This is a genomic window from Haloarcula pelagica, from assembly GCF_030127105.1.
GTDB classification, from domain to species: domain Archaea; phylum Halobacteriota; class Halobacteria; order Halobacteriales; family Haloarculaceae; genus Haloarcula; species Haloarcula pelagica.
On the sequence record NZ_CP126161.1, the window covers coordinates 1,723,597 to 1,747,675 of the forward strand.

Sequence of the window (24,079 nt, forward strand, 5' to 3'; positions counted from 1 at the left end):
CCGAACACGTTCCCGCCGCTTCTCGTCGCCTGAAAACGCCTCTCACGCCCTGAGAGCAGGGTTCTCGGTATATGTGTCACGGCGACACAGACCAACGTGTACGGAGGCCCACACTGATGTCATCCATCCCGACGGCGACGCGGCGCCGGGTGCTCCAGGCGCTCGGTGTCAGCACCGCAGCGGTCGCCGGCTGTGCCCAGGCACCCGGCACCGACGAGGAACCGACCGCCGAACGCACCACGCCTGTCGAGCCAGCCATGAACCAAGCCAAACCCACCGACGTTGACCGTATCGCCGCGGACCCGACCGACATCCCCGACCCGATCAGCCGGTCGGAGCCGACGACCCACTCGGTCGAGATGACGACCAAAGAGCAGGTCGCCGAGGTCGAACCGGGGGTCACGTACACGTACATGACCTTCGACGGCCAGGTGCCGGGACCGATGATCCGGGTTCGCCGTGGCGACACCGTCGAGTTGACCGTCACCAACGAGGAGAGCAACTCGATGCCCCACAACATCGACCTCCACGCGGTCCGGGGGACCGGCGGCGGCGCGGAGGCCTCGATGGTGACGCCGGGCCAGACCAAGACCTTCCGGTTCAAGGCCACCTACCCCGGGGCGTTCATCTACCACTGTGCGGTCCCGAACATGGACATGCACATCTCCTCGGGGATGTTCGGCATGATCCTCGTCGAGCCCAAAGACGGGCTGCCCGAGGTCGACCACGAGTTCTACTTCGGCCAGCACGAACTGTACACCAAAGGCGAGGCCGGAGAGGAGGGCCACCACGACTTCGACATCGAGTCGATGAAAGCCGAGGACCCGACCTACGTCCTGATGAACGGTGAGAAGTACGCTATCACGCCCGACCGGTACGGCTCGCCGTCGATAGGGACCGGCGAGACCGCACGGGTGTACTTCGTCACCGGCGGGCCGAACCTCGATTCGAGCTTCCACCCCATCGGCTCGGTGTGGGACGAGGTCTGGCAACAGGGCGCCGTCGCCAGTGCGCCCAACAAGTTCGTCCAGACGACGCCCGTCAAACCGGGCTCGTGTGCCATCGCGACGCTGCACGCCGAGGTGCCCGGACCGATCAAGCTCGTCGACCACGCGCTCTCGCGGGTCGCTCGCAAGGGGATGCTCGCGGTCATCAACCGCGAGGGCCCCAAGAACCCCGAGGTGTTCGAACCGGAGGCCTGACCCGACAGCGAACCGGCGGTCTGGGCGCCCGAGCGCCTGCGCGCACGCGGGTACGATAGCCGGCTTTTTAACGGATGGGGGCGTAGCTCGGCCCAAGATGTTCAACGCCATCGTGAGCGCAGACACGCTCCAGGCGGCTCTCGACTCGGTGAGCGTGCTGGTGGACGAGTGCAAGATCCACCTGGAGGACGACGGGCTGGAAATCCGGGCGGTCGACCCCGCGAACGTCGGGATGGTCGATCTGCGACTGGACGCGGCGGCCTTCGAGTCCTACGAGACGGACGGGGGGATCATCGGCGTGAACCTCTCGCGGCTCGAAGACATCGCGGGGATGGCCGACGCCGGCCAGCTCGTCCACCTCGAACTCGACGAGGAGACACGCAAGCTCCACATCGCCATCGACGGCCTGGAGTACACGCTGGCGCTGATCGACCCCGACTCGATCCGCCAGGAGCCCGACCTCCCCGACCTGGACCTCTCGGCCCACATCGTCATCGAGGGCCGTGACATCGACCGTGCCGTCACCGCGGCGGACATGGTCAGCGACCACATCGCGCTGGGGGTCGACACGACCGACGAGGTGTTCTACGTCGACGCCGAGGGCGACACCGACGACGTACACCTCGAACTCACTCAGGAGGATCTCATCGATCTGACCGTCGGGAACGCCCACTCGCTGTTCTCGCTGGACTATCTGAAAAACATGAACAAAGCCATCCCCAAAGACGCCGAAGTGGAGATGGAACTGGGCGAGGAGTTCCCCGTCAAGATGCACTTCAACTTCGCCGAGGGCAACGGCCGGGTCACCTACATGCTCGCGCCGCGTATCCAGAGCGAGTAGCGCAGTCGTCTTGCGACTGTCTGACGTACCGTTTTGTGGTGGGAGCGTCAAAGCCTCCCCATGGAGAATCTCGGGGATGCGTACGGAGGACGCCGCTGGAACGGCCGGGACCCGCGGCGGATCGCCGCCGGGGTCGTCCTCGGGGTCGCCGGCGTCGGCGCGCTCGTGACTGCGATCCTCGTCGTGACCACATCGCTGTCGGCGGTGCTGGGGGTCACCGATGTCCGGGCTGCCGAGAAACTCGCCGGCGTTCTGGGCGGGCTTGGCATCCCGGCGCTGTTCCTCTCGGTCGTCGCCGTCCTCCCCTCGTCGCGCCGCCAGCAACTCGGCGTCGTCCTCGGGAGCGCCGGCTGTCTGGTCGGGATCGGCCTGTTCGTCCGGGCGTACCCGGCCCGCTGGACGAACGGAGCCGAGACGCTGGCCTTCGAGACGACGATGGCGTACTTTCTGGGATGCTGTCTCGCGCTGTGGTTCGTCCTCACGGCGATGGCGAGTTTCCGGATCCGCAACACCCCCGGCGGGACGGTCCGCCTGGAGCTGAAACACGAGGGCGGCACCGAGACGGTGCAGGTCTCCCCCGAGGAGTACAAACGCTACGCCCGGGCGGTTCGGGGCGACGGCGGCGAGACCGAGCAGGTCGTTCAGGAACTCCGGTCCCGGACCGACGACGACCGCTGAGAGCGCGAGTCCTTTTTATCGCCGACGACCGACCACTCGACAATGGCAAACTCGAACGCGAAGGGTGACCGCCGCGAGCGGGAACTCGTCAACGAACTCGACGAGGCCGGCTTCGCGGTGATGCGGGCGCCTGCGAGCGGCAGCGCCACCGAGCGCGAACTGCCGGACGTGTTGACCGGCGACGGGGAGACGTTCTACGCTATCGAGGCCAAGTCCAGCGCCGGCGACCCCATCTATCTCACCGGCGAGGAGGTCGAGGCGCTGCTCTTTTTCGCGCGGAACTTCGGCGCCAAACCCCGCATCGGCGTCCGCTTCGACCGCGAGGACTGGTACTTCTTCCATCCGGGCGACCTCTACACGACCGACGGCGGGAACTACCGCGTCAAGAAGGAGAAGGCGATCGCCGAGGGCACCGACTTCGAGGAGTTCGTCGGCCACTCCGAGAAGGTCACGCTCGACGCTGTCGGGGATGAGGGCCCCGATCAGGCGACACTCGACATCCTCGCGGCGTTCGAGCGCGGCGACCTCTCGACGGAAGAGGCGGCCGAGATGCTCGACTGAGTGGGCGCAGGCGGGATCAGTGGGCTCGCTCAGTCGAGGAAATCGAGCAGTTGCGCGTCGGTCCGCTCCAGACGCGAGTGGGGGAACGCGTACTCCCGGGGCGACTCCTCGCGGACGGCCGCGGGGAGGTAGACCGCGTCGACGACCAGATCCGTCGCCGGGTACCCCTCGTTGGTCTCGTGAGCGGCGACCGAGCGGCCGGTCGACTCGATGATCCGCTCGTCCGCGCGGTCGTCGGTGACCCGGACGACGACCAGGCGCTTGCCCGTCTCGCGGTCCCGGACCACGTCGCCGGGGTCGAGCCGGCAGGTCTCACAGAGGTGGGGAGCCGGCACCTCCTCGTCGACGAACGTCTCGGTGCCACAGGCGTCACAGCGGGCCCGTTGCATGCCCGGCGCCGGAACGCGGCGGGCGGTGATCTCGATGGCGATCCGGCGCAGATGCTTGCAGTGTTCGCCCCGGATACGGTGGTCGGGACAGCTACAGGACCGGTCGGGGAGGTCGACGACGTAGGTGTGGCCGCTGTCGGTCGTGACGGCGTACTCGCCGTCGCCCAGTTCGCGGACGGCCATGCGCTCGGTCCAGGCGCGTGCGGCCCGGTCGGTGAGCGAACGGAGGTCCGGTGCGAGTGCAGTCCGATCGGTGTCGTCGGGTGGCGTGAGTAGCGTCATGGGAGGCGGACACGGCTGTGTTCTGGGGTGTGTCCAGTCGAAATATAGGTGCTCGACGGCCCTAAGTGTCTCGGCCACTCGGGCGCTTCGACACCCTTTTGCCCGGGCCAGCAGAACCGCAGGACATGGATATCGAGCGGGAGACCGTCGTGCAGATCGTTATCTCGGCTATCGCCCTCGCGCTCTTCGTCGCTGCGACCGTCTACGTCTCCAGTACGTACGGGACCAACGGCGGCCTCGACCCGCAGGGTGGTATCGGCATCGTCACCGCGATCGGCGTCTTCGTCGTGTTCATGCTCGGTGCCGGTCTCTGGCTGGAACGGCAGAACTTCTAGGCGTCGGCCGCGTCCTCGTCGCCGCCCTCGTCTTGCTCGTCGCGCCAGTCGGTCAGTTCGTCGTCCTCGGAGTCGTCGAGCTTCTGCTCGTAGTAGCCCATCGGGTGGGCGATCCGTTCACAGAGGTCGTCCTTGTTCACGCAGTCGCCGTAGGACTGCATCGTCGAACACGCCGGCGTCGAGTACTCCGTCGGGCTGGTCTCCCCGCGGATGTGGTTGACCTGGTAGCGGGTGGCCTCCTCGCCGAACCCGGGGTTGACCTGGAACAGCTCGACGATCTCGTCGGTCGTCATCCCGATCCCCACGAGGAAGGTCGCGATAGCGAAGCGGGAGTGGTGTTCGAGGTGTTCGCCCTTCTGGACCTGGTCGAGCAGTGCCTTCATACACGGCGGGAACAGCTCCGGGACGACGGTGTCGATCTCGCGAGTGAGATCGAGTTCGGACAACACCTCCCGAATCTGTTCGGCCTCGTCGGTGAGTTCCTGCCCGATCGCGTCGGGCACGTCGAAGGGGAGTCCGTCCTCGACGCGGTGGCGGATCGCCTGCTTGAGCAGGACGTGGAGTTCGGCCCGCGTGATCGCGACGCGGCCGTCCGCGAGCGTGCGGTTGACAAGGCGCCACTCGTCGCCGCGCTGGTCGGCCGCCATCTCCAGGTACGGCCCGACCTCGATCCAGTAGCCGTCGGAGCGCTCGTGGACGACGCTCCCGAGGTCGAACTCCGCGAGCAGGTCCCGCAGGGAGACCTGTGATCCCTGTGTGGATTTGAGCTCCGTAGTGCGCTCGAACGCCTCGACGAAGCGGTCGTAGGCAGTCTCCGCCTCGGCTTCGGCGTACTTCCGGGTACAGACGTGCTGGTCGACCAGCGACACGAGCACCCGCGCGACCGGGTACGAGAGGAGTTCGACCCGCGTCTGTCGGTGTGGCTCGCCGACGGTCCGGTTCGTGATCGCCGACTGGACCCGCTCCAGCGCGCGCTCGACGACTGCCTCGTCGGTCGCGACCACCTCGCCCAGATCGACCGCCGCGGCTTCGACGGCCTCCCGGGCGGCGGCCATGAACGGGTAGCGTGCGTGGAGCGGTTGCATCTGTGGCCCCTTGCGGACCGGCCCGAATAAAATTGCCGTCACCGACCGCGATCAAATCCCGATGAATTATCACGTCACGAGTGCTCGGTCGAGACAGCACGTGAGCGATCTGGACCGGTCCGTCGACCTGACAGACGGCCCCCTGCTGGTGCCGCTGTTGAAACTCTCCCTGCCACTCGTTGGCACCCAACTGCTGCAGGTCGCGTACAACCTCGTCGATACGTTCGTCGTCGGGCGCCTGGGCGACGAGGCAGTCGCGGCACTGACGTACTCGCTGCCCTTTATCTTCCTGACCATCTCGCTGGGCAGCGGGCTGACCATCGCCGGCACCGTCCTCGTCTCCCAGCACCGCGGGGCCGGCAACGACGACCGAGTCCGGGAGGTGGCCGGCCAGACTATCGCCGTCACCGCGCTCGTCTCGGGAGCGCTCTCGGCGGTCGGCTACGTCGCGGCACCCACCTTGCTGCCCTACATCGGGACGACCGCCGGCTCGGCGATCCACGTCATGGCCGTCGAGTACACCCGGATCGTCTTCGCCGGGACGGCCTTCATGTTCGGCGCGTTCGCCTTCCAGGCCATCCTCCGGGGCTGGGGCGACACGACGACCCCGATGTACCTGATGCTGGGCAGCGTCGCCGCAAACGCCGTGCTGGACCCGTTTCTCGTCCTCGGGTTCCAGGACAACGTCGTCTTCTCGCTGGCCGGGCTCCAGGGGCTGGAGGCGTCGCTGTACGCCGCCACGGGCTTTGCCGGGATGGGTGTCTCCGGCGCGGCCATCGCGACCGTCGTCGCCCGCGGCGGGGCGGCGCTTGCGGGCTTCTGGCTCCTGTTTTCGGGCCGGCTGGGCCTGGACATCGCGCTATCGGACCTCTGGCTCGACCGCGAGACCGTCTGGAAGATCCTCGATGTCGGCGGGCCAGCGGGGCTGGAACGGTCGGCGGACTCGCTTGCCTACACCGGGATGACGGTGCTGGTCGCGCTGGTCGGGACCGACGCCGTCGCGGCCTACGGCGTCGGCAACCGCATCAACACGCTGGTCTACCTCCCGGCAGTCGGCCTGGCACAGGGCGTCGAGACGGCGGTCGGCCAGAACCTCGGGGCCGACCAGTCCGGCCGTGCACGGAAGTCAGTCCTGCTGGCGGCGGGACTGGGCGGGGCGGTGTTCCTGGCGGCCAGCCTGGCGGCCTACGCCTTCGCCGCCGGGATCGTCACCGCCTTCCTCGATCCGGCCAAGACCGCCCCGGCGGTCCTCACGATGGGTGCTGAGTACTTCCGGATCATCGGCCCGACCTACGTGTTCATGGGCCTGTTCCACCTGCTCAACGCCGCCTTCCGCGGTGCAGGGAGTACCCGGACGGCGCTTGGCTTCTCGATCGCCTCCCAGTGGCTCTTTCGCATCCCGCCGACGTACCTGTTTATCACCGTCCTCGGGATGGCCGCCGGCGGCGTCTGGTGGGGGATCGCGCTCTCACACGTCGCGGCGGCGGCGCTGGTCGCGGTGTGGTTCCTCGTCGGGAACTGGGACGAGTCGGTCGTCGGCGAGAAACCGGCGGAACAGCCCGACGCGGAGTCCGGCACGACGACGGACTGAGTGACGCTCGCTTTCGTCGGCCCCTCCTACCGCACGGCTACGCCGTTCGGCTGTCCGGTCCGCTCGCTCGGCGCGAGAACCTACGTCCCGTGCTGCCAGGAGTCCATGTACTCTGCCTGCTCGTCGGTAAGCGAGTCGAAGGCGACCCCTTCGGCGTCGAGTTTGATCTCCGCGACCTCCTTGTCCAGTCGGTCGGGAACGTCGTGGACGCCGGCGTCGTAGGCGTCGCCGTTCTCGACGAGTTCGCGGACGACGACGGCCTGGATGCCGAAGCTCTGGTCCATCACCTCGACGGGGTGGCCCAGGGCGATCGGGGTCGCCAGGTTCACCAGCCGACCCTCCGCGAGAACGTTCAGCCGCCGGCCGTCGGCCATCTCGTAGGCCTGCACGCCGTCGCGGGCCTCGTAGGTGTCGACCGCTAGGTCCGAGAGGGCGTCCAGGTCGATCTCCACGTCGAAGTGGCCGGCGTTGGCCAGCAAGACGCCGTCCTGCATGGCCTCGAAGTGGTCCTCGACGATGACATCTCGGTTGCCCGTCGTCGTGATGAACACGTCGCCGACCTCGGCCGCATCGGCCATCGGCATCACGTCGTAGCCTTCCATGTGCGCTTCGAGGGCGCGCCGGGGCTCGACCTCCGTGACGACTACGTCGGCGTTCTGGCCGCTGGCCTTCTTGGCGACGCCTTTCCCGCAGTGGCCGTAGCCGGCGACGACGACGGTCTTGCCGGCCCACGAGAGGTTCGTCGTCATGGCGATGGAGGCAAGCGAGGACTCGCCGGTCCCGTGGACGTTGTCGAACAGCCGTTTCATCGGCGTGTCGTTGACCGCGAACACGGGGTAGTCGAGTTGGCCGTCCTCGTCCATCGCACGCAGTCGGTGGACGCCCGTGGTCGTCTCCTCGGCCCCGCCGACGATCGTGTCGATCAGTTCGGGGTAGTCCTCGTGGACCATCGCCACCAGGTCCATCCCGTCGTCGACGGTGATCGTCGGTTCGTGGGCCAGTACGGCCTCCATCGCGTCGTAGTAGGCCTCGTCGTCGACGCCGCGCTCGGCGTAGCAGGTGACGCCGACCACGTCGTCCAGCGCCGCCGAGACATCGTTGTGCGTCGAGAGCGGGTTACAGCCGGTCATCGCCACCTCGGCGCCACCGGCGGCCAGGACCTCTGCAAGGACCGCGGTCTTCGCTTCGACGTGCATCGCCATCCCGATCGTCTCGCCGGTGAACGGCTGGTCGGCCTCGAACTGCTCGCGCAGTGCCGAGAGGATCGGCATGTGCTGGGCCGCCCAGTCCATCTTCCGGCGACCGGACTCACGGGCCGTCTCGACATCGTCGAGACGGGCTGAGATCGGCTCTGTCATGCTAGAACGGTAGGCGACCGGACCCTAAACCCTACCGAACGGAGACGATCGACCGCGCGGTGGCTGGCCGTCGATCCTAAAAAAGGTCCCGCGGTTCGGCTGTGTCAGCCGATCAGGTCGCGAGCGTTACTTCGGGCCGGCGTGGGCGGGCGGACCAGCGTGGCCGGGCGGGCCGGCGTTCTCGGGCGGACCGGCGTTCTCGGGCGGACCGCGTTCGTCGTCGTCGGACTCCTCTTCGTCCGCATCGTCACTGTCCTCCGACTCTTCTTCGTCCGCGTCGTCGCTGTCTTCGGACTCTTCTTCGTCCGCATCGTCACTGTCCTCGGATTCTTCTTCGTCTGCATCGTCACTGTCCTCGGACTCCTCTTCGTCGCTATCCTCCCTCTCTTCGGACTCCTCTTCGTCGCTATCCTCCCTCTCTTCGGACTCCTCTTCGTCCGCGTCGTCGCTGTCCTCGGATTCCTCGTCGTCGTCGAACTTGTCCTCCGGCGGACCGGCATGCTCGGGCGGGCCGGCGTTCTCAGGCGGGCCGCGCTCGTCGTCGGACTCTTCGCTGTCGTCCGAATCGTCACTGTCCTCGGGCGGGCCAGCGTTCTCAGGCGGGCCGGCGTCCTCAGGGGGACCACGCTCACCGTCGGTCTCGTCGTCTTCGGTGTCGTCCTCGGTATCGTTGTCGCTATCCTCCGTCTCGTCGCCGTCGTCTTCGGACCCGTCGTCGATCGTGCTCGGGTTGTTCGCCGCCGTGAACTCGGCGATCTCCTCGCCGATACGGGCGGTGTCAGCGTCCGGTCCGGTGTAGTAGCCGCTGACGATCAGATACATCACGTAGGAAGTGAACGCGTCGTCGAACGCATCGGGGGAGTCGATCTCCGTGCGCTCACTCAGCGTCTCCATCGTCGTCGCCGTGCGGTCGTCGGCCGTCGCGGTCACGTCGACGGTCAGCGTCTCGTTGGGCGCCGGCAGGTCGACCGTCCCGTTCTCGTCGGTCGTGTAGTTGCCTGCGCCAGCGTAGGTGACGTTCTCGTCACGCACGGTGACGTTGACCGAGGCGTTCTCGACGGCGGAGTCGTTCGCCGTCACCGACACCGTGGCGGCCTGGTTGCCCGCCTGTGTGACGCTGACGCCGAGCGATGCGTTCCCGGCGTTACCGGCGTTACCCGCCGTCGCCGCCCCGACACTTCCGAGTGCACCCGGTCCGACGGCAAACAGGACCAGGCCCAGTGAAGCGATCAATGCTGACAGTTTCGCGTTCATCTCGTCTCTCCGGTATACCCGAACCCGGTGTAAACCCCCCCTGCCGTTCAGTTCGTTCACCGTCGTTCCGGAAGTGATGGAAATGCTTGAGAACTGTTTAGAGTGTTTAAAAACTGCCCTCGTCGTTTATTCGTCGTCGGTCGCGCGCTCGATAAGGGCGCGGGCGTGGTCGCTGGCCCGGTCGCGAACCGCCGCCTCGTCGAAGACGGTGACCGCGCTATCACGCATGAGAACTTGCCCGTCACAGACAGTGTGACGGACATCGCTCCCGCGGGCAGCGTAGGCCAGATGCGAGACGAGGTCGTGGGCCGGGGTCAGGTGGGGACTGTTCAGCTCCAGCACCGCCAGGTCCGCGTTGGCGCCGGCTTCGATCCGCCCGCTGTCGAAGCCCAGTAGCTCCGCACCGTGCTTCGTCGCCATCTCGACGACGGTGCCGGCGTCGACCGCGCTGGCGTCGTCGGCCGCCAGTTTCCCGATCATGGCCGCGTCGCGCATCTCGTCGAACATGTCCAGATCGTTGTTCGAGGCGGCACCGTCGGTCCCCAGGCCGACGGTGACACCGGCGTCGAGCAACTCCTGGACCGGCGCCATACCGCTCGCGAGTTTCATGTTCGAGGCCGGGCAGTGGACGACTCCAGTGTCGCGGTCGGCCAACAATTCGATCTCGCTGTCGTCGACGTGGACACAGTGAGCCAGGAAGGTATCTTCGCCGAGCAGTCCGATGTCGTCGGCGTATTCGAGCGGGCGGACGCCGTGCTCGTCGACGAGCGGATCGACCTCGTCGGTCGTCTCGTTCGCGTGCAGATGGATCGCCAGCCCGTCCTCGACTGCCTGGGGAACGTACTCCCGGAGATAGGACTCGCCGACGGTCGTCAGCGAGTGGGGCTGGAACGTCGTCCTGATGCGACCGTCGGCGGCACCGTCGAGGTCCCGGGCGACGGACAGGCTCTCTTCGAGGTCCGCCCGGGCACCCTCGTCGTCCTTGCCGACGGTGACCGCCGTGTAGCCAAGCACCGCGCGCAGGCCGGCCTGCTCGACGGCGTCGGCGATCTCTTCGACGTGGAAGTACATGTCCGACAGCGCCGTCGTCCCGGACTTGAGCATCTCGACCAGGCCCAGTTCCGCGCCGACGCGGATGTCCTCGGCGGTGAGTTCCGCCTCGACAGGCCAGATGTCCTCCTGGAGCCACCGGTCCAGGGGCTTGTCGTCGGCGTAGCCCCGCAACAGCGTCATCGCGACGTGGGTGTGGGCGTTGACAAGCCCGGGGATCACGAGGCCGCCGTCGGCGTCGAGTTCGTCGTCGCCGCCCAGTTCGCCCGGGTCGTCGACGGCCAGGATCTCGCCGCCGTCCTGGTCGAGGAGTATGTCGGCACGTTCGACTGTCCGGTCCGGTCGGAGCACCCGCCCACCGCTGACGAGAAGGTCGGTCATGGAACCGGGTTCGGGGCGACCGCTCTTAGTTGGGGCGGCTCTCCGGGAGGGAAAAGCAGTTGCCCGCTCCCCTCTCAGGGTCCGTATGCGCATCGCCGTCCCCAACAAGGGCCGCTTGCACGACCCCGCCGAGGACCTGCTGGAACGGGCCGGGCTGCACATCGTCGACGGGGCCGACCGCCAACTGTACGCCGACACGGTCGATCCCGACGTGACGGTGCTGTACGCCCGGGCCGCCGACATCCCGGAGTACGTCGCCGACGGCGCCGCTGACGTGGGCATCACCGGGCTCGACCAGGTCCACGAGGCCGACCCGGACAACCTCGACGAACTCCTCGACCTGGAGTTCGGGAGCTGTCGACTCGTCCTGGCCGCCCCCGAGGAGAGCGACATCGAGACCGTCTACGACTTCGACGGCGGCCGAGTCGCCACGGAGTTCCCCAACGTCACACGGAGCTACTTCGCCGAGTTAGACATCGATGTCGACATCACCGAGGTCTCCGGTGCGACCGAACTGACCCCCCACGTCGACATCGCCGACGGCATCGTCGACATCACCTCTACGGGGACCACGCTGCGGATGAACCGCCTGGAGATCGTCGACGAGGTCCTGCAGTCGTCGGTCCGGCTGTTCGCCCGCGAGGACGTGGCCGACGACGAGAAGGTCCAGCAGGTCCGGACCGCGCTCCAGTCGGTCCTCGCTGCGGAGGGGAAACGCTACCTGATGATGAACGTCCCCCAGGACGCCGTCGACGACGTAGAGGAGGTCCTTCCGGGCATGGGCGGCCCGACCGTGATGGACATCGCCGGCCGCGAGGACGTGGCCGTCCACGCCGTCGTCGACGACAGCGACGTGTTCGAGACGATCAACGACCTCAAGCGAGTGGGCGCCAGCGACGTGCTGGTGACCGAGATCGAGCGCCTGGTGGAATAGTATCTTTTTCCGTCACCGGGTATCCTCGGGGCGCTCCGCTGCCGCGACGGCAACAGACCGCGACCGCAATCACGGTACCACCCGCTCAGAACACGTCGACGGTGCCGTCCTTGCGCGGTTCGGTCGCCCCCGACAGCGTCCCGTCCGCCCACCGAGCGATCTGTGCGCCGCCAAAGCGCGGCGGGATGTCGACGGCTACGTCGTGCCCGCGGCGGGCCAGTTTCGAGGCCACGTCGGCGTCGAACCGGGCCTCCGTCGCCAGGGTCCCGTCCTCCCGGTAGCGCCAGCGCGGTTCGTCAAGCGCGGCCTGCAGCGGCATGTCACGGTCCAGCAGGTTCGAGAGGGCCTGGACGTGGCCCTGGGGCTGCATGTACCCGCCCATGACGCCGAAGGCGGCCCAGTCGCGGTCGCCGAACCGTACCAGCCCGGGGATCAGCGTGTGGAACGGGCGCTTGCCCGGGGCGACGCGGTTGGGGTGGTCGGGATCGAGTTCGAACGACGCGCCGCGGTTCTGGAGGGTGAGGCCGGTGTCGCCGGCGACCAGTCCGCTGCCAAAGCCCATGAAGAGAGAGTTGATAAAGGAGACGACGTTGCCGTCGCCGTCCGCGACGGTCAGCAGGACGGTGTCGGCGTCCTCCGCCGGCGAGTCGAGCATCCCCACTTCGGGCGAGTCGATGGCCGCCTGGCCGATCTCGGCGGCCCGCTCGCGTGCCCACTCGGCGGAGTTCAGCGGCGGGATCGACTCGTAGTCGGGGTCGGTGATGTAGCGGTGGCCGTCGGTGAAGGCCAGTTTCGTCGCCTCCGCGAGCAGGTGGGTCCGCTCGACCGGATCGTCGGTCTCGGGGACGCCGAGCTGCTGGGCGACGTTCAGTGCCTCCAGCGCGACGAGTCCCTGGTTGTTCGGCGGCAGTTCGAACACCTCCGCGCCGTCGTAGGTGGTCGAGACGGGGTCGGGGTACTCGACGGTGAACGCCGCGAGGTCGGACTGATCGAGCAGGCCGCCGGCGTCCCGAACCGTCGCGACGATCTCGTCGGCGATTTCGCCCTCGTAGAACGGGTCGGCGCCCTCGGCCGCGAGCGTCGCCAGAGTCGACCCGAGTTCGGGGAGCGCGACCGTCTCGCCCACCGACGGGGCGCGCTCGCCGTCGACGAGATACTGCTCGCGGGCGGCGTCGTTCCGCAACGCCGGTTCACAGAGATCCCAGGCCGAGGCGATCACCTCGCTGACCGGGAACCCCTCGGTGGCGTAGTGGATGGCGTCGGCGAGCACGTCTTCCAGGTCCAGCCGGCCGAAACGCTCGACGGTGGCCTCCCAGCCCCGGGGGGCACCGGGCACGGTCACCGCCAGCGGCCCGCGTTCGGGCATCTCGGCGTCGGCGGGGTCGCCTCCCTGTTCCGCGGCGGCGGCCTCGCGGACCTGCTCCAGCGTGGCGGCCTCTGGCGCGCCGCCACAGGCCCGCATCGCGCCGATATCGCCGTCCGCCGTCCGATAGAGGGCGAAGGCGTCTCCACCCAGCCCGGTACTCATCGGTTCGACGACGTTGAGCGTCGCCGCCGTCGCGACGGCCGCGTCGAAGGCGTTGCCCCCGTCCCGGAGGGTATCGATACCCGCCTGAGCGGCGAGTGGCTGGCTCGTCGCGACGACGCCGCGGGTCCCGTAGGCCGTCGACCGCCGGGAGTCGAACCGGTCGAGGTTCGGTTCGCTGTCCATGGGGAGAGTGGCGGCGGCAGCCCGGAAAACGGTTGTGTCAGCAACAGGGCGAGGCGTCGTCCTCGGGCGGGTCGCCGCTCGCCGCGAACACCTGGTCGGTGATGCGGACCCAGAGGCCGTAGGCGTCCGAACCGTCCGTGAGGTACGTATCGACACCGACCGCGTCGGCGATCCCGTCGAGCGCGGCTGTCCGGTCAGTCTCCTCGCGCATGCACGCTCTGACGACTCCCTCGTCGATGGCCGTCCGGAGCATCTCGCGTTCCCGCTCGGCGAAGTCGGCGAGAGCGACGGTGTCGGCGTCGTCGGGCACCGAGTCGACGGGTGTGACGGCGAGTGCCGCATCGTGGGGCAGTCCGTCCCCGCCGAACGGGACACACTGCGTGAGTCGGCCCGCACAGCCCGCAGTCAGGGCCGAGGCGGCCCCGGCACCGGCCGCGAGAAACTGTCGACGGTCGAGTGACATATCCGGCTGTTCGCCTGGCTGGCGTAAGTGTCTCGTGGACAGTCAAACCGGGACTGAGTGTCGTCATGCCGCCCCGGCGTCCGTTCCGCGCCGGCCGCGGAGGGCGACCGCGAGCACCACGCCGACCAGTGGGAAGAGCGCCAGCCCCAGGAAGGTCCCGCCCTCGCCGACGGCCGACAGCAGGTAGCCCGACACCGCCGCGCCGGCCGCGCCGACGCCGAAGTTCGCCAGGTAGGTGTAGCCGTACGACAGCCCCCGGTCACCCGCCGGACTGACCTCCGCGATGGTCGCCTGATACAGCGGCTGGATGGCGAACAACAGGAAGCCAAGCACCGCGCTGACCGCAAGCAGCGGGCCGACGCCGGCCTCGGCCGCCGGGACGAACAGGACGCCGACGACACAGAGCCCCGCGAAGACGCCGGCGAGGCCGGTCGTCACCGGTACCCTGTCGGTGAGTTTTCCGCCGACGTACTGGCCGCCGATCCCGACCACGAGCAGCCCCGTGTAGATGTAGTACGCCAGGTCGAACTCCTCGGCCATGGCGCTGCCGGGCTCGAACAGCCGGACGTACTCGGTGACACTGGGGAGGTACCCACTCAACACGTCGGGGAGGAACGTGAGCGTCCCCCGGTAGAACAGTCCGTTCATCGCGACGACGCCGAGCGCCAGCGCGAAGCCGGCGGTGAACAGCGTCCGGGAGTCGGCCAGAAACGCCGACAGGGACGCGGGTGCGTCGGTCTCCTCGGTCGTCGCTGCGTCGTCCTCGCCCGCCCCGTCCTCGGTCCCCCCGTCGGCGCTGACGGCCGCCGTCGCGTCGAACTCCGCGGTGAGGGCGACGCCGACCGCCAGGACCGCCGGGATCGCGAGCAGCGCGGCGACCAGCCGCCAGTCGAAGACGAGCAACAGGAGCGCGGTCGCGAGCGGGCCGAGCGCGATCCCGGCGTTGCCGGCCATCCCGTGATAGGCGAAGCCGGTCCCGCGGTCGTGGACCCCGGTCGAGATGAGCGACAGGCCGGCGGGGTGGTAGACACTGGCTGCCAGTCCCCACACCCCCAGCGCGAGCGCGATCGTCGGGACGTTCGGGGCGAGACTCACCAACAGGAACGATCCACCCATCCCCAGGAGACAGCCGACGACGAGCCACTGCGGGCCGTATCGGTCGGCCAGCACCCCGCCGGGGAGCGCACCGGCCCCGAACAGGCCGTACCCGACGGCGACCACCGATCCGAGTGTCGCCGTCGTCACCGGGAACTCGGTGAGCCAGACGAGCACGAGAATCGGGATCGACAGCTCGTAGGTGTGGACGACGGCGTGTGACAGTCCGGTAAAGGCGACGATGGCGCGATCGTTCTCTCGCATCCGATACCGGGAGGGAACGGGCGAAGGCGGTTAACGGTTTCCGGACCGGCTCAGACGAGCCCGAAGATGTTGTTGAGCGCGATGCCAAGCACCGCCGCGAAGGTGAAGTGCAACACCACGAGCGGCGCGGTCGAGCGGCCCGAGAGACGGTAGACGGCACTGATCGCGATGCCGTCGGCCAGCATCGTCACGAGGACGACGACCAGCACGCCCAGGCTCGGGGAGACGATACCGCTCTGGAGGCCGTACTGCTGGAGCAACAGCGAGACGATCGCGGGGACGATCGCGGCCTTGGCCGCGAGCTGGCTGGGGACCTCGCCGATGAAGAACGTCGCCGCCAGGTGGAGAGTGGCGGCGTAGAACAGCCACGTGACGAGCAGCGTGACGACCACCGCCAGCAGTCCGCCGCCGGTCAGTCCCGACGGGCCGGCCTGAAGCAACATGTTCCACTGTGGGGCCGCGCGGCGCTTGTGCGTTGTGTTTCAGCGGGATCGGTGTGAGACACCGGCCCCGGGAGTCGGTGCCGTCCGGAGCGACGATCGGCCGGTCGATCAGTCGGTCAACAGCCCGAGGTCGTCGAGCCGGGAGACGATCTGATCGACGGCCTTCTCGGCGTCCTCGGGCTCCTTGCCGCCGGTGATGACCAGCTTGCCCGACCCGAACAGCAGCGCGACCACGTCGGGTTCGTCGAGGCGGTAGACCAGCCCGGGGAACTGCTCGGGCTCGTACTCGATGTTCTCGAGCCCCAGCCCGACCGCGATAGCGTTGAGGTTGAGGTTCTCGCCCAGGTCCGCGCTGGTGACGATGTTCTGGACGACGATCTCGGGCTCCTCGTCGACCTGGATGTTCAGCTCGCGGAGCTTGTCGAAGACGATCCGTAGACTCTGGTGGACATCCTCGGTGGATTTCGCGCCGGTACAGACGATCTTGCCCGAGCGGAAGATCAGCGCCGCCGATTTGGGGTCCTGGGTGCGGTAGACGAGGCCGGGGAACTGCTCTGGGTCGTAATCCGCCCCTTCGAGGTCCATCGCCACACTCTGGAGGTCGAGCTCCTGACCGATTCCAGTCGAGGCGACGACGTTTTCGATGTTGATGGTCTCCTTGGGGTCAGCCATATCTCGATTTAAACCTCGTATTTAAGGCTTATAAAGGTTCATGCCATCGATGACAGGTCGGCCAGTGGAAACGTCATTCTGTTGACTGCTGAGCCGGGGACCGGCACGCTCATACGCGCCGGGAGACAGCACTCGGGCGTGTACGTCCTCGAACTCGGCGGCCAGGACGACGCGTTCGCGGCCCGCGAAGCGGCCAGCGGGGCGAGCGGCGTCGAGCGGATCGGGCCGGGCTGGCCACCGCACGCGGGATCACCGACCGAGTGGGCCACCTCGCGCTGACTCACCGCGCCTGCGAACTGGTCGGGACCGGCGACCCGGACATCGACAGCGCACGCGCCGTGCTCACGTCGGCACCGCTCGACCGCGAGGGGACCGTCGCCGTGCGCGCGGTCGACGTTCGTGGCACCACCGGCGTCGACACACAGCGCGCGGAGCGCGAACTCGGCGGGGTACTCACCGGGCAGGGCTTCGCCGTCGACCTGGAGACCCCCGACAACGTCCTGTACGCCTACTTCACCGATCCCGCGGGCGACGAGGAGTCGAACGAGAGCGAGGGCGCGGCCTGCTGTGCGGTCGGGTGGCTGGCCGTCGAGAGCCACCGCGATTTCGGCGGTCGCCGGCCGACCGACCGGCCGTTCTTCCAGCCGGGTAGTATGGCGCCCCTGGAGGCCCGCGCGCTCGTCAACATCGCCGGTGCCCGCCCGGGCGCGACCGTCCTGGACCCGATGTGTGGCACCGGCGGCGTCCTCCTGGAGGCCGGCCTCCTGGGCGCCAGCGTGCTCGGCGGCGACGCACAGCGGAAGATGGTCGCGGGGAGCCGGAAGAACCTCCGGCACGTCCTCGACGGCGACGGCCACCCCGGCCGGGACGACTACCCTGAACCGGGTCGCTGGGACCTCTTCCGGTCGGACGCGGCCTCGCTCCCGCTCCCGGACGGCGCCGTCGACGCGGTCGTCTTCGACGCGCCCTACGGCCGCCAGTCCCGCATCGAGGGCGACCTCGCGCCGCTCGTCTCGGGCGCGCTCGCGGAGGCCCGCCGGGTCGCACCGCGGTGTGTCGTCGTCGCCGACCGCGACTGGAGCGACGCCGCAGTGGACGCCGGCTGGACCGTCACCGACCGGTTCGAACGGCGCGTCCACCGGTCGCTGGTCCGGCACGTCCACGTCCTCTCGTGACACCACAGACGCGGCTGCTGTCGAACCGCCTCACTCGCCGCGTAAAACCGCAAGCGCCCGGTCGCTGTCGCCGTCCATCCGTTCGAGCAGCGACCGCGCCCGGTCGCGCGCGTCGCCGTCGGGCGTGACCAGCACCATCCCCTCGTCCGGTTGGCCGTAGACGACACTCCCGGACGGGGGCACGGCGAGCACCGCCGGCAGCGCCGCCAGATCCTCCTCGCCGTCGACGACGAGCAGCGTCGTCCCGTCGTCGTCGAGTCCGGCCCGGAGCGCGGCGAGCAGCTCCTCGGTCAGCGTCGCCGCCGGGTTCTCGACGGTCACCTCGCGGTCGAACCCGTCGACGGCGGCCTCGACCGCCTCGTCGACCGCGCTGCGGTGGGTCCGGCCGTCGACCAGTGCCACGTCGGGCGTCCGGTCGGCTTCGAGCAGGTGGTACGTGACGATGTCGCCGACCGCGACGATCGGGTCGCCGGCGTCGGCAAGCAGCGCCGCTGTGTCGGTGTAGATCGGCCCCAGTGGCTCCTTGAGTGCCGTCCGGAGCGCCGCCGGGAGTTCGAGAACGACGGTTGCCACGTTAGCGGACCTTCAGCGCGTACTGGCCCGGCTTCGTCACTTCCATCTCTTTGGCGATGTCGGACTTCTCGGGGTGGGCGATGACGACGTAGCCAGCCCAGTCCTCGGTCAGCGAGGTACCGCCACAGGCCTCACACTGACTCTCGATTTCGGCGCCCTGGACGCGGTGACAGTCCCGGCAGACGAGTCGGTCCGCCATCAGCTCTCACCGGCTTCCGCCGCTGCTTCGCGTTTCTCGCGCTCCTCTTGGAGCCAGCCGTGCTTGCCCAGGCCGACCTGTTTGGCCGTCAGCCCGATCTTGGAGTCGCGGGGGTTGCGCTCGTCGATGCTCTTGGTGACGATGCGGGCCCGGACGGCGTCGCCCTCGGCCAGGATTCGGTTGGACTCGCGGGAGGCGAGTTGGTTGTTCTCCTCGTCGTACGCGAGATATTCGTCGGAGATCTGGGAGACGTGCAGCAGGCCGTCGACGGGGCCGATGCCGACGAAGGCACCGAAGTTGACGACTTCGACGACCTCGCCGTCGACGACTTCCTGCATCTGTGGATCGAACGTCAGCGCGTCGAACTCGGCCTCGTAGTAGACGCCGGGTTTGTTGGGCAGGACGGCCCCGTCACCGATGTCGTGGACTTCGATGACCGAGACGACGCTGCCGACATCCTCGTCCATCCGTCCCTCGAGTTTGTCCTGCAGGAGCTTCTTGACGAGATCCGGACTAACGTCTGCCAGATGCCGTGGTGGAACTTCGACCGTATCGCGGAGGCGTACCCGTTTGTACATGTGTTATGGTTGAGTGATACCCAGTTTGTTCTTGCCCCGTAAACTAATTACCGGAACGCCTGCGTCGAGCAGGCGGCGTTTCAGGGGTTTGTCGTTCGTGACTGCGTGTGTCGCGTCGTCGCTGCGTGCCAGTTCCAGCACCGCGTCGTCGGCGTAGTCGGCGTCGGTCCGCCGGATCGAACACCGATCGAGCAGGTCCCGGCCGACCGCCGCCGCGGTCGCCTCGGCGCCGGCGCCGTCGGCGAGTTTGTCCAGTTCTGCACGGACTGCCTCGGGGACGACGTAGGCGACTGCGCTGGCGTCGTCGGCCGAGCGGTCGATCGTCTCGCGGACGACCCGGTCGAGTTCCTCGAACAGTCTGAGGTCACACTCGACCGGCATCATGAGTGCGTTGGTGTCCAGCACGATCATCAACGCAGCGTCCCGACACCGATGAGTCGCCAGCGCGCGCCGACACGGCGGTTGATGGCGATCTTCGCACCGGATTCGGCACAGACGGGCCGTTTGAGCGCGACCTCACACTCCCCGTCCCGGGCGCTGGTGACCGAGCCGACCGTCGTGGCCGTCCCGATGGTCAACATGAGCGGTTCGCCGGTCGAGATCTGTTCGACCTCGCCACCCTCGTCGCCGACGATCCGTTCGAGCAGGTCCACGTCCATCGTGAACTGTTCGCGGGTCGGCGGGAGCGTGCCCTCCGGGCCGGCGACCTGGCCGGCCAGGGCGTCGCCCTTGGTGATCGCGGGGTCGAGTCCGGTTCCGACGCCCAGTAGCCCGCCGGGGGTGACCGTGTCGACGAAGTCCCCGCCCGATTGCAGCGAGCGAACGTCGGTGGTCACCGGCCGCCACTCGGTCTTGCCGCCCTCCTCGACCTCGCGGCCGGGCCGGAGTTCGATCTCGTCGTCGACTTCGAGTTGGCCCTGGACGAGCGAGCCGCCCAGCACGCCGCCCATCAGGTCCTCCCAGGTAGTGCCCGGGCGGTTGATGTCGAACGAGCGCGCGACCATCATGCGCGGGTCGGCGTCGGGGTCGCGCTCGGGCGTCGGGATCTCCTGCTCGATGGCGTCGATGAGCAGGTCGATGTTGGCCTCCTGCTGGGCGCTGATCGGGACGATGGGGGCGTCCTCTGCGACGGTCCCCTCGACGAACTCCTGGATCTGCTCGTAGTTGCGCATCGCCTGGTCCTGGTCGACGAGGTCGACCTTGTTCTGGGCGATGACGATGTTGTCGATACCGATGATGTCGAGCGCCATCAGGTGTTCTTCGGTCTGTGCCTGCGGGACGGGTTCGGTCGCGGAGACGACCAGGACCGCACCGTCCATGATCGCTGCGCCCGACAGCATCGTGGCCATCAGCGTCTCGTGGCCGGGGGCGTCGACGAACGACACCGTTCGGAGGTGGTCGGTGTCGACATCGTGGTCCTCGCAGTGTTCTTCGACGGTGAACGCCTCGGGCTCCTCGGCCTCGGGACAGCGACGGAACGTCGCGTCCGCGTAGCCGAGCCGGATAGAGATACCGCGTTTCATCTCCTCGGAGTGCTGGTCGGTCCACTCACCTGAGAGCGCCTGGACGAGCGTGGTCTTGCCGTGGTCGACGTGGCCGACGAGTCCGATGTTCACCTCCGGTTGTTTGTTCGATGTCATGTCGGGAGTAATCGTGGTGGGAAGTTCGCCGCCTGCGGGTGATAAACCTACTGTTCTGCACGCGCGAGAGCCACGATCGCCCCACGTGCGGCCGACCCGCCGTGTCGCTCTCAGGCCGCCAGGGCGTCGGCGTCGGCCGCGGCGGCCACCGGGATCAGGAAGCTCACCGGTCCAAGTTCGGGGACCGTCACCGCGACCACCACGGCGAGGCCGATCCCCCCGACGAACCAGCCCACGCCGCGGGCGATCTCGCCGAGAGAGACGTGACCGACGCCCGTGATCAGCAGCGCGCGGAGCGCCGCCAGCCTAGCGCTCTTGGAGGCGTCGCCCGCGTCGGATCCGAGGCCGGTCTGACAGTTCGGACAGCGCAGCGCCACGCCGTCGAGTTTCACACCGTGGTCGGGCGACCCGCTCATCGTACGGGTCCGTCGACAGCCCGAATGAACTGCTTTCTGTCCCGCGGTGTCAGCGCTCCTGTCCAGCCACGAGGGTCGCGAGTTCGTCGTACGGCCCGGTGCCGACACCCTTCGAGACGAAGGTCGCTCCACGCTCGCGGGCCTGGCGCACCACCGCGTCGTCGTCGACACCCGAGAAGACAACGAACTCGGCGTCCGTCTCGGCCCGTTCGATGAGCGCCAGTCCGTCGAGCCGTGGCATCTCGTAGTCGGTCACCACCCAATCGAACGACCCGTCGAGCCGTTCGAGTGCCGCCGTCGGCGCCGTCGTGTGGACCACGTCCAGTGCGTCACCGACCGCGTCGAGGTACTCCGCCACGGCGGTCGCCACCATCGGTTCGTCGTCGACGACGAGCACGCGCCGCGTGTGCGCGCCGGCGTCGCCGTCGGCGTCTCCGGTACCCAGCCCCATGTGATCTCGGTTGGAGAGATCGCATAATAAACGGTCAGCGGTGGTTTCACGCGCTGAAAAAACTACGAAGAGACAGTTCAACAACACCAGCACGGCGCCGGAGGGCGGACTGCTTTTGCCGACAGCGCCCCTCGCTGTGGGTGTGCGGGAGTTCGACTTCGAACTGGCGCTGTGTGCCCACCTCGAACGCGCGGGGCATCTCGTCAGCCGGCAACTGGGCGGGCACGTCCACGGGCGCCGAGTGCTCGATACCGTCGTGATCGAGCCCGGCCCCGAGTTCGACGAGCGGGCCGCGATCACCGCCGAACGGCTCCCGGCGGCCGCCGTCGAGTCCGACGTGGGACCGGGCGAGGCCCGCTACTGGAAGCCCGCGTTCGACTGTCATCCCGACCGCGCCAGGCAAGCCGTCGAACTGGCCGTCGAGCGGGGGTTCTTCGAGCGCGAACGCCGCGGCGGCCGCACCTACGTCCGCCAGACCACCCGCTATCCCGACTGGGTCGGCGGGATCACGGCCATCGAGAACAAGCCCGACCTCGACCGGCCCGGCGACCTCCAGGCCCAGCTTCGGACCGACGTGTCGCTGGCGCTTGCCGACGAGGTCGTGCTGGCGACGGCCTCCTACGTCACCCGTGCCCACCTCAACCGCATCCCGGAAGCCGTCGGCGTCTGGCGGTTCGACCCCGAGACCGGCGACCGCGAGGTGGTCCGGGAGCCGACACCGCTTCCGACCGACGAGGCCGGCGTCGAACCCCTCGATTCCCACCCGGGACGGACGGATATCCGGATCGTCGACGCGGCGGCCAAGGCACGGGCGCGCCGTCGGCTGGCCGAGCGCGCCTACGCGAAAGGGTGGCGCAGTTTCGACTACCCCGCCTGTAGCCGGTGTGTGCCCGACGGCGACGGCCGACCCTACTGTGAGTGGCTGGGCCGGGCCGTCCGGGCGAGCGACGAGTGTGGGGCCGACTGCGAGGGTCACGACCCCGCCGACCCACCCGTGTTCGACGGCGACGGCCTGCGTGCCGGGCGGACGCCCTGGGAGCCCGACCCGTCGGGCCGTGTCCGCCGGCAGTCCGGCCTCGACCGCTTCGGCAGCGTCAGGTGTCCCGGTCGGTGGCCGCCTCCGCCGCAGCCGAGTCGGACGGGTCGCCGCCGTTACCCGCCGCGTCCGGCGCGTGTGCCTCGAAGTCCCGGGCGGTCGCGTCGGGCGCCTCGGTAGCGACCTGTTCGGCGTGGCCGGTCCGGCCCCGGTAGTTCGCCGCGGCGGCGAGGCTCACAGTGGCGACGAGGCCGGCCACGAGCACCCAGTCGATCCGGCCGGCGAACAACCGGAGGCCGGCGACCGCGAGCCCGCCGCTGACCAGCGCCGCGCCGACGACCTCCGCGATACCACGCCTGTCCATGCGTTCTGTTGGGTGAGCATCCCACAAAGGAGTAGCGTCGGTTTCACGCTGCGAGTCGTTCGCGGGCGACTGCTCGCGAGCCGGTCGGCTCGTTCACTTCCGAGTGCCGGCCCGGCTCACAGCGAGAACTGCTCGCCGTCCAGGGCGATGTCGTCGGCGAACGCGCGGTCGGCCGGGACGTAGTGGGCGGTGTGGACGATGCGGTACTCCTCGGCCCCGATGTCGGCGGCGAACTGGCGGGCGCCGGGGAGTGTCATGTGTTTGGTACCGAAGGTCCGCGGGACGCCCTCGTCGTCGAAGTCGGCCCCGCCTTTGGGGTGGAATTCACAGGCTTCGGGGTGGACGAGCCCCTCGACCAGCCCCAGGTCCGCGCCGGAGAGGGCCTCGCGGGATCGGTCGGGCACGTCGTAGCAGGTGTCCCCCGAGATCGAGAGGACGGCGCCCGTCGACGGCTCCTCGATGCGCAGGCCGTAACACAAAAGCGGCGGGTGTTCGACGGGGACGAGCGTCACCTCCAGACCCGCGACCGAGAACGGGTCGTGAGGTGTCCGGGGTTCGACCGAGACGGTGTCGAGGTAGTCGTAGCGGCTCCGGATTCCCTCGGCGACGCTCTCGCCGGTCACGGGATCGGTCTCGTCGGCGGCGTACACGGGGAGGTCGTCGAACAGGCGGTAGGCGTTGCCCAGCCCGTCGAGGTGGTCGAAGTGGACGTGGGTGACAAGCGCGGCGTCGGGCAGGCCAACGTCGGCGTCGAGGAACTGCTGGCGGAAGTCGGGGCTGCAGTCGATCAGCAGCGACTCGCCGCTCTCGCTCCGGACGAACACCGAGAAGCGTGACCGTTCGACGCCGCCGGCGGGGTCGATGCCGCGCTCGCGGACGCGCTCGCACAGCTCCGGGTCGGGCTCGCGCGCCCGCTCGCAGGTGGCACAGTCACAGTCGACGGTCGGCGTCCCGGTCGTGTCGCCGGTCCCCAGCAGTGTGACCTCCATCACCTCCCCGTGTGTGGGCGACGGCCCTAAGCCCCCCGCTTTGGTTCGGTGGTGCTAAGCGGACCCGGC

The 24,079-nt window shown here is 68.6% G+C and carries 26 protein-coding genes and 1 pseudogene; 9 read left to right on the top strand and 18 right to left on the bottom strand.

The window, feature by feature from the left end; translation table 11 throughout:
- The first annotated feature begins 116 nt into the window (after positions 1–116).
- The 4 genes from nirK (at position 117) to hjc (ending at position 3,282) form a co-directional block, all read left to right on the top strand.
- Positions 117–1,202 carry a copper-containing nitrite reductase gene (gene nirK / locus P1L40_RS09070; protein ID WP_284011012.1) on the top strand — a complete coding sequence of 362 codons (1,086 nt, stop codon included), beginning with the start codon at positions 117–119 and terminating at the stop codon, positions 1,200–1,202.
- 97 nt (positions 1,203–1,299) lie between these two features.
- Complete coding sequence (locus P1L40_RS09075; RefSeq protein ID WP_284011013.1) at positions 1,300–2,043, top strand: DNA polymerase sliding clamp; 744 nt, start codon at positions 1,300–1,302, stop codon at positions 2,041–2,043.
- A 60-nt stretch (positions 2,044–2,103) separates the two neighbouring features.
- Complete coding sequence (locus P1L40_RS09080; RefSeq protein WP_284011014.1) at positions 2,104–2,721, top strand: cell division protein CdpA domain-containing protein; 618 nt, start codon at positions 2,104–2,106, stop codon at positions 2,719–2,721.
- A gap of 42 nt (positions 2,722–2,763) precedes the next feature.
- A complete protein-coding gene (gene hjc / locus P1L40_RS09085; RefSeq protein WP_284011015.1) occupies positions 2,764–3,282 on the top strand; it encodes a Holliday junction resolvase Hjc in 519 nt (172 codons plus the stop codon).
- Positions 3,283–3,311: 29 nt separating this feature from the next.
- Here the strand turns inward: hjc and P1L40_RS09090 are convergent, their stop codons facing one another.
- Positions 3,312–3,953, bottom strand: coding sequence for an SWIM zinc finger family protein (locus P1L40_RS09090; RefSeq protein WP_284011016.1), 642 nt, complete (start codon positions 3,951–3,953; stop codon positions 3,312–3,314).
- A gap of 125 nt (positions 3,954–4,078) precedes the next feature.
- On the opposite strand from P1L40_RS09090, the gene P1L40_RS09095 reads away from it, so the two are divergent.
- On the top strand, positions 4,079–4,288 hold the full coding sequence (locus P1L40_RS09095) for a DUF7472 family protein (protein WP_284011017.1): 210 nt from the start codon (positions 4,079–4,081) through the stop codon (positions 4,286–4,288).
- On the opposite strand, the gene priL is transcribed toward P1L40_RS09095, so the two are convergent.
- Positions 4,285–5,373 (bottom strand): DNA primase regulatory subunit PriL, encoded by a 1,089-nt coding sequence (gene priL, locus P1L40_RS09100; RefSeq protein ID WP_284011018.1) that lies wholly within the window; start codon positions 5,371–5,373, stop codon positions 4,285–4,287. The two genes, P1L40_RS09095 and priL, sit on opposite strands and share 4 nt — an antisense overlap.
- Before the next feature lie 100 nt (positions 5,374–5,473).
- Here priL and P1L40_RS09105 point away from each other — a divergent pair, with 100 nt between their 5' ends.
- On the top strand, positions 5,474–6,964 hold the full coding sequence (locus P1L40_RS09105) for an MATE family efflux transporter (RefSeq protein WP_284011019.1): 1,491 nt from the start codon (positions 5,474–5,476) through the stop codon (positions 6,962–6,964).
- An 80-nt stretch (positions 6,965–7,044) separates the two neighbouring features.
- Here the strand turns inward: P1L40_RS09105 and P1L40_RS09110 are convergent, their stop codons facing one another.
- The 3 genes from P1L40_RS09110 to P1L40_RS09120 form a co-directional block, all read right to left on the bottom strand.
- Entirely contained in the window at positions 7,045–8,322 is a 1,278-nt protein-coding gene (locus tag P1L40_RS09110) for an adenosylhomocysteinase (RefSeq protein ID WP_284011020.1), read from the bottom strand.
- A gap of 126 nt (positions 8,323–8,448) precedes the next feature.
- Positions 8,449–9,576: a hypothetical protein gene (locus P1L40_RS09115; RefSeq protein ID WP_284011021.1), complete on the bottom strand. Its 1,128-nt coding sequence runs from the start codon at positions 9,574–9,576 to the stop codon at positions 8,449–8,451.
- A gap of 126 nt (positions 9,577–9,702) precedes the next feature.
- Complete coding sequence (locus P1L40_RS09120) at positions 9,703–11,007, bottom strand: amidohydrolase (RefSeq protein ID WP_284011022.1); 1,305 nt, start codon at positions 11,005–11,007, stop codon at positions 9,703–9,705.
- A gap of 85 nt (positions 11,008–11,092) precedes the next feature.
- Here P1L40_RS09120 and hisG point away from each other — a divergent pair, with 85 nt between their 5' ends.
- Positions 11,093–11,941, top strand: coding sequence for an ATP phosphoribosyltransferase (gene hisG / locus P1L40_RS09125; RefSeq protein ID WP_284011023.1), 849 nt, complete (start codon positions 11,093–11,095; stop codon positions 11,939–11,941).
- 85 nt (positions 11,942–12,026) lie between these two features.
- Here hisG and P1L40_RS09130 read toward each other — a convergent pair whose 3' ends face one another.
- From P1L40_RS09130 to P1L40_RS09150, 5 genes are all read right to left on the bottom strand, one after another.
- Positions 12,027–13,652 (bottom strand): gamma-glutamyltransferase family protein, encoded by a 1,626-nt coding sequence (locus P1L40_RS09130; protein ID WP_284011024.1) that lies wholly within the window; start codon positions 13,650–13,652, stop codon positions 12,027–12,029.
- A 37-nt stretch (positions 13,653–13,689) separates the two neighbouring features.
- Positions 13,690–14,115 (bottom strand): hypothetical protein, encoded by a 426-nt coding sequence (locus P1L40_RS09135; protein WP_284011025.1) that lies wholly within the window; start codon positions 14,113–14,115, stop codon positions 13,690–13,692.
- Between the two features lie 63 nt (positions 14,116–14,178).
- Positions 14,179–15,474, bottom strand: a complete 1,296-nt coding sequence (locus P1L40_RS09140; RefSeq protein WP_284011026.1) for an MFS transporter — start codon at positions 15,472–15,474, stop codon at positions 14,179–14,181.
- Between the two features lie 50 nt (positions 15,475–15,524).
- Complete coding sequence (locus P1L40_RS09145; protein WP_284011052.1) at positions 15,525–15,914, bottom strand: DUF7473 family protein; 390 nt, start codon at positions 15,912–15,914, stop codon at positions 15,525–15,527.
- 111 nt (positions 15,915–16,025) lie between these two features.
- The gene (locus tag P1L40_RS09150) at positions 16,026–16,589 is read right to left on the bottom strand and encodes a TATA-box-binding protein (protein ID WP_276178855.1); all 564 of its coding nucleotides are present in this window, start codon (positions 16,587–16,589) and stop codon (positions 16,026–16,028) included.
- 138 nt (positions 16,590–16,727) lie between these two features.
- Here P1L40_RS09150 and P1L40_RS09155 point away from each other — a divergent pair.
- Positions 16,728–17,764: pseudogene (locus P1L40_RS09155) on the top strand (TIGR01177 family methyltransferase).
- A 30-nt stretch (positions 17,765–17,794) separates the two neighbouring features.
- On the opposite strand, the gene P1L40_RS09160 reads toward P1L40_RS09155, so the two are convergent.
- From P1L40_RS09160 to P1L40_RS09190, 7 genes are all read right to left on the bottom strand, one after another.
- Positions 17,795–18,337, bottom strand: coding sequence for a GTP-dependent dephospho-CoA kinase family protein (locus P1L40_RS09160; protein WP_284011027.1), 543 nt, complete (start codon positions 18,335–18,337; stop codon positions 17,795–17,797).
- Between the two features lies 1 nt (position 18,338).
- A complete protein-coding gene (spt4, locus tag P1L40_RS09165; protein ID WP_284011028.1) occupies positions 18,339–18,536 on the bottom strand; it encodes a transcription elongation factor subunit Spt4 in 198 nt (65 codons plus the stop codon).
- Positions 18,536–19,114 (bottom strand): DNA-directed RNA polymerase, encoded by a 579-nt coding sequence (locus P1L40_RS09170; protein WP_284011029.1) that lies wholly within the window; start codon positions 19,112–19,114, stop codon positions 18,536–18,538. The genes spt4 and P1L40_RS09170 overlap by 1 nt, the downstream gene beginning before the upstream one ends.
- A gap of 3 nt (positions 19,115–19,117) precedes the next feature.
- Positions 19,118–19,525 (bottom strand): twitching motility protein PilT, encoded by a 408-nt coding sequence (locus P1L40_RS09175; RefSeq protein ID WP_284011030.1) that lies wholly within the window; start codon positions 19,523–19,525, stop codon positions 19,118–19,120.
- The gene (locus tag P1L40_RS09180) at positions 19,525–20,754 is read right to left on the bottom strand and encodes a translation initiation factor IF-2 subunit gamma (RefSeq protein WP_284011031.1); all 1,230 of its coding nucleotides are present in this window, start codon (positions 20,752–20,754) and stop codon (positions 19,525–19,527) included. The genes P1L40_RS09175 and P1L40_RS09180 overlap by 1 nt, the downstream gene beginning before the upstream one ends.
- 110 nt (positions 20,755–20,864) lie before the next feature.
- Positions 20,865–21,170, bottom strand: a complete 306-nt coding sequence (locus P1L40_RS09185; protein WP_284011032.1) for a hypothetical protein — start codon at positions 21,168–21,170, stop codon at positions 20,865–20,867.
- 49 nt (positions 21,171–21,219) lie between these two features.
- Positions 21,220–21,621, bottom strand: a complete 402-nt coding sequence (locus P1L40_RS09190) for a response regulator (RefSeq protein WP_284011033.1) — start codon at positions 21,619–21,621, stop codon at positions 21,220–21,222.
- A 142-nt stretch (positions 21,622–21,763) separates the two neighbouring features.
- Between P1L40_RS09190 and P1L40_RS09195 the strand changes: the two genes are divergently transcribed.
- Entirely contained in the window at positions 21,764–22,837 is a 1,074-nt protein-coding gene (locus tag P1L40_RS09195) for a DUF5787 family protein (protein WP_284011034.1), read from the top strand.
- 300 nt (positions 22,838–23,137) lie between these two features.
- Here P1L40_RS09195 and P1L40_RS09200 read toward each other — a convergent pair whose 3' ends face one another.
- Positions 23,138–24,010, bottom strand: coding sequence for an MBL fold metallo-hydrolase (locus P1L40_RS09200; protein ID WP_284011035.1), 873 nt, complete (start codon positions 24,008–24,010; stop codon positions 23,138–23,140).
- Positions 24,011–24,079: the final 69 nt, after the last annotated feature.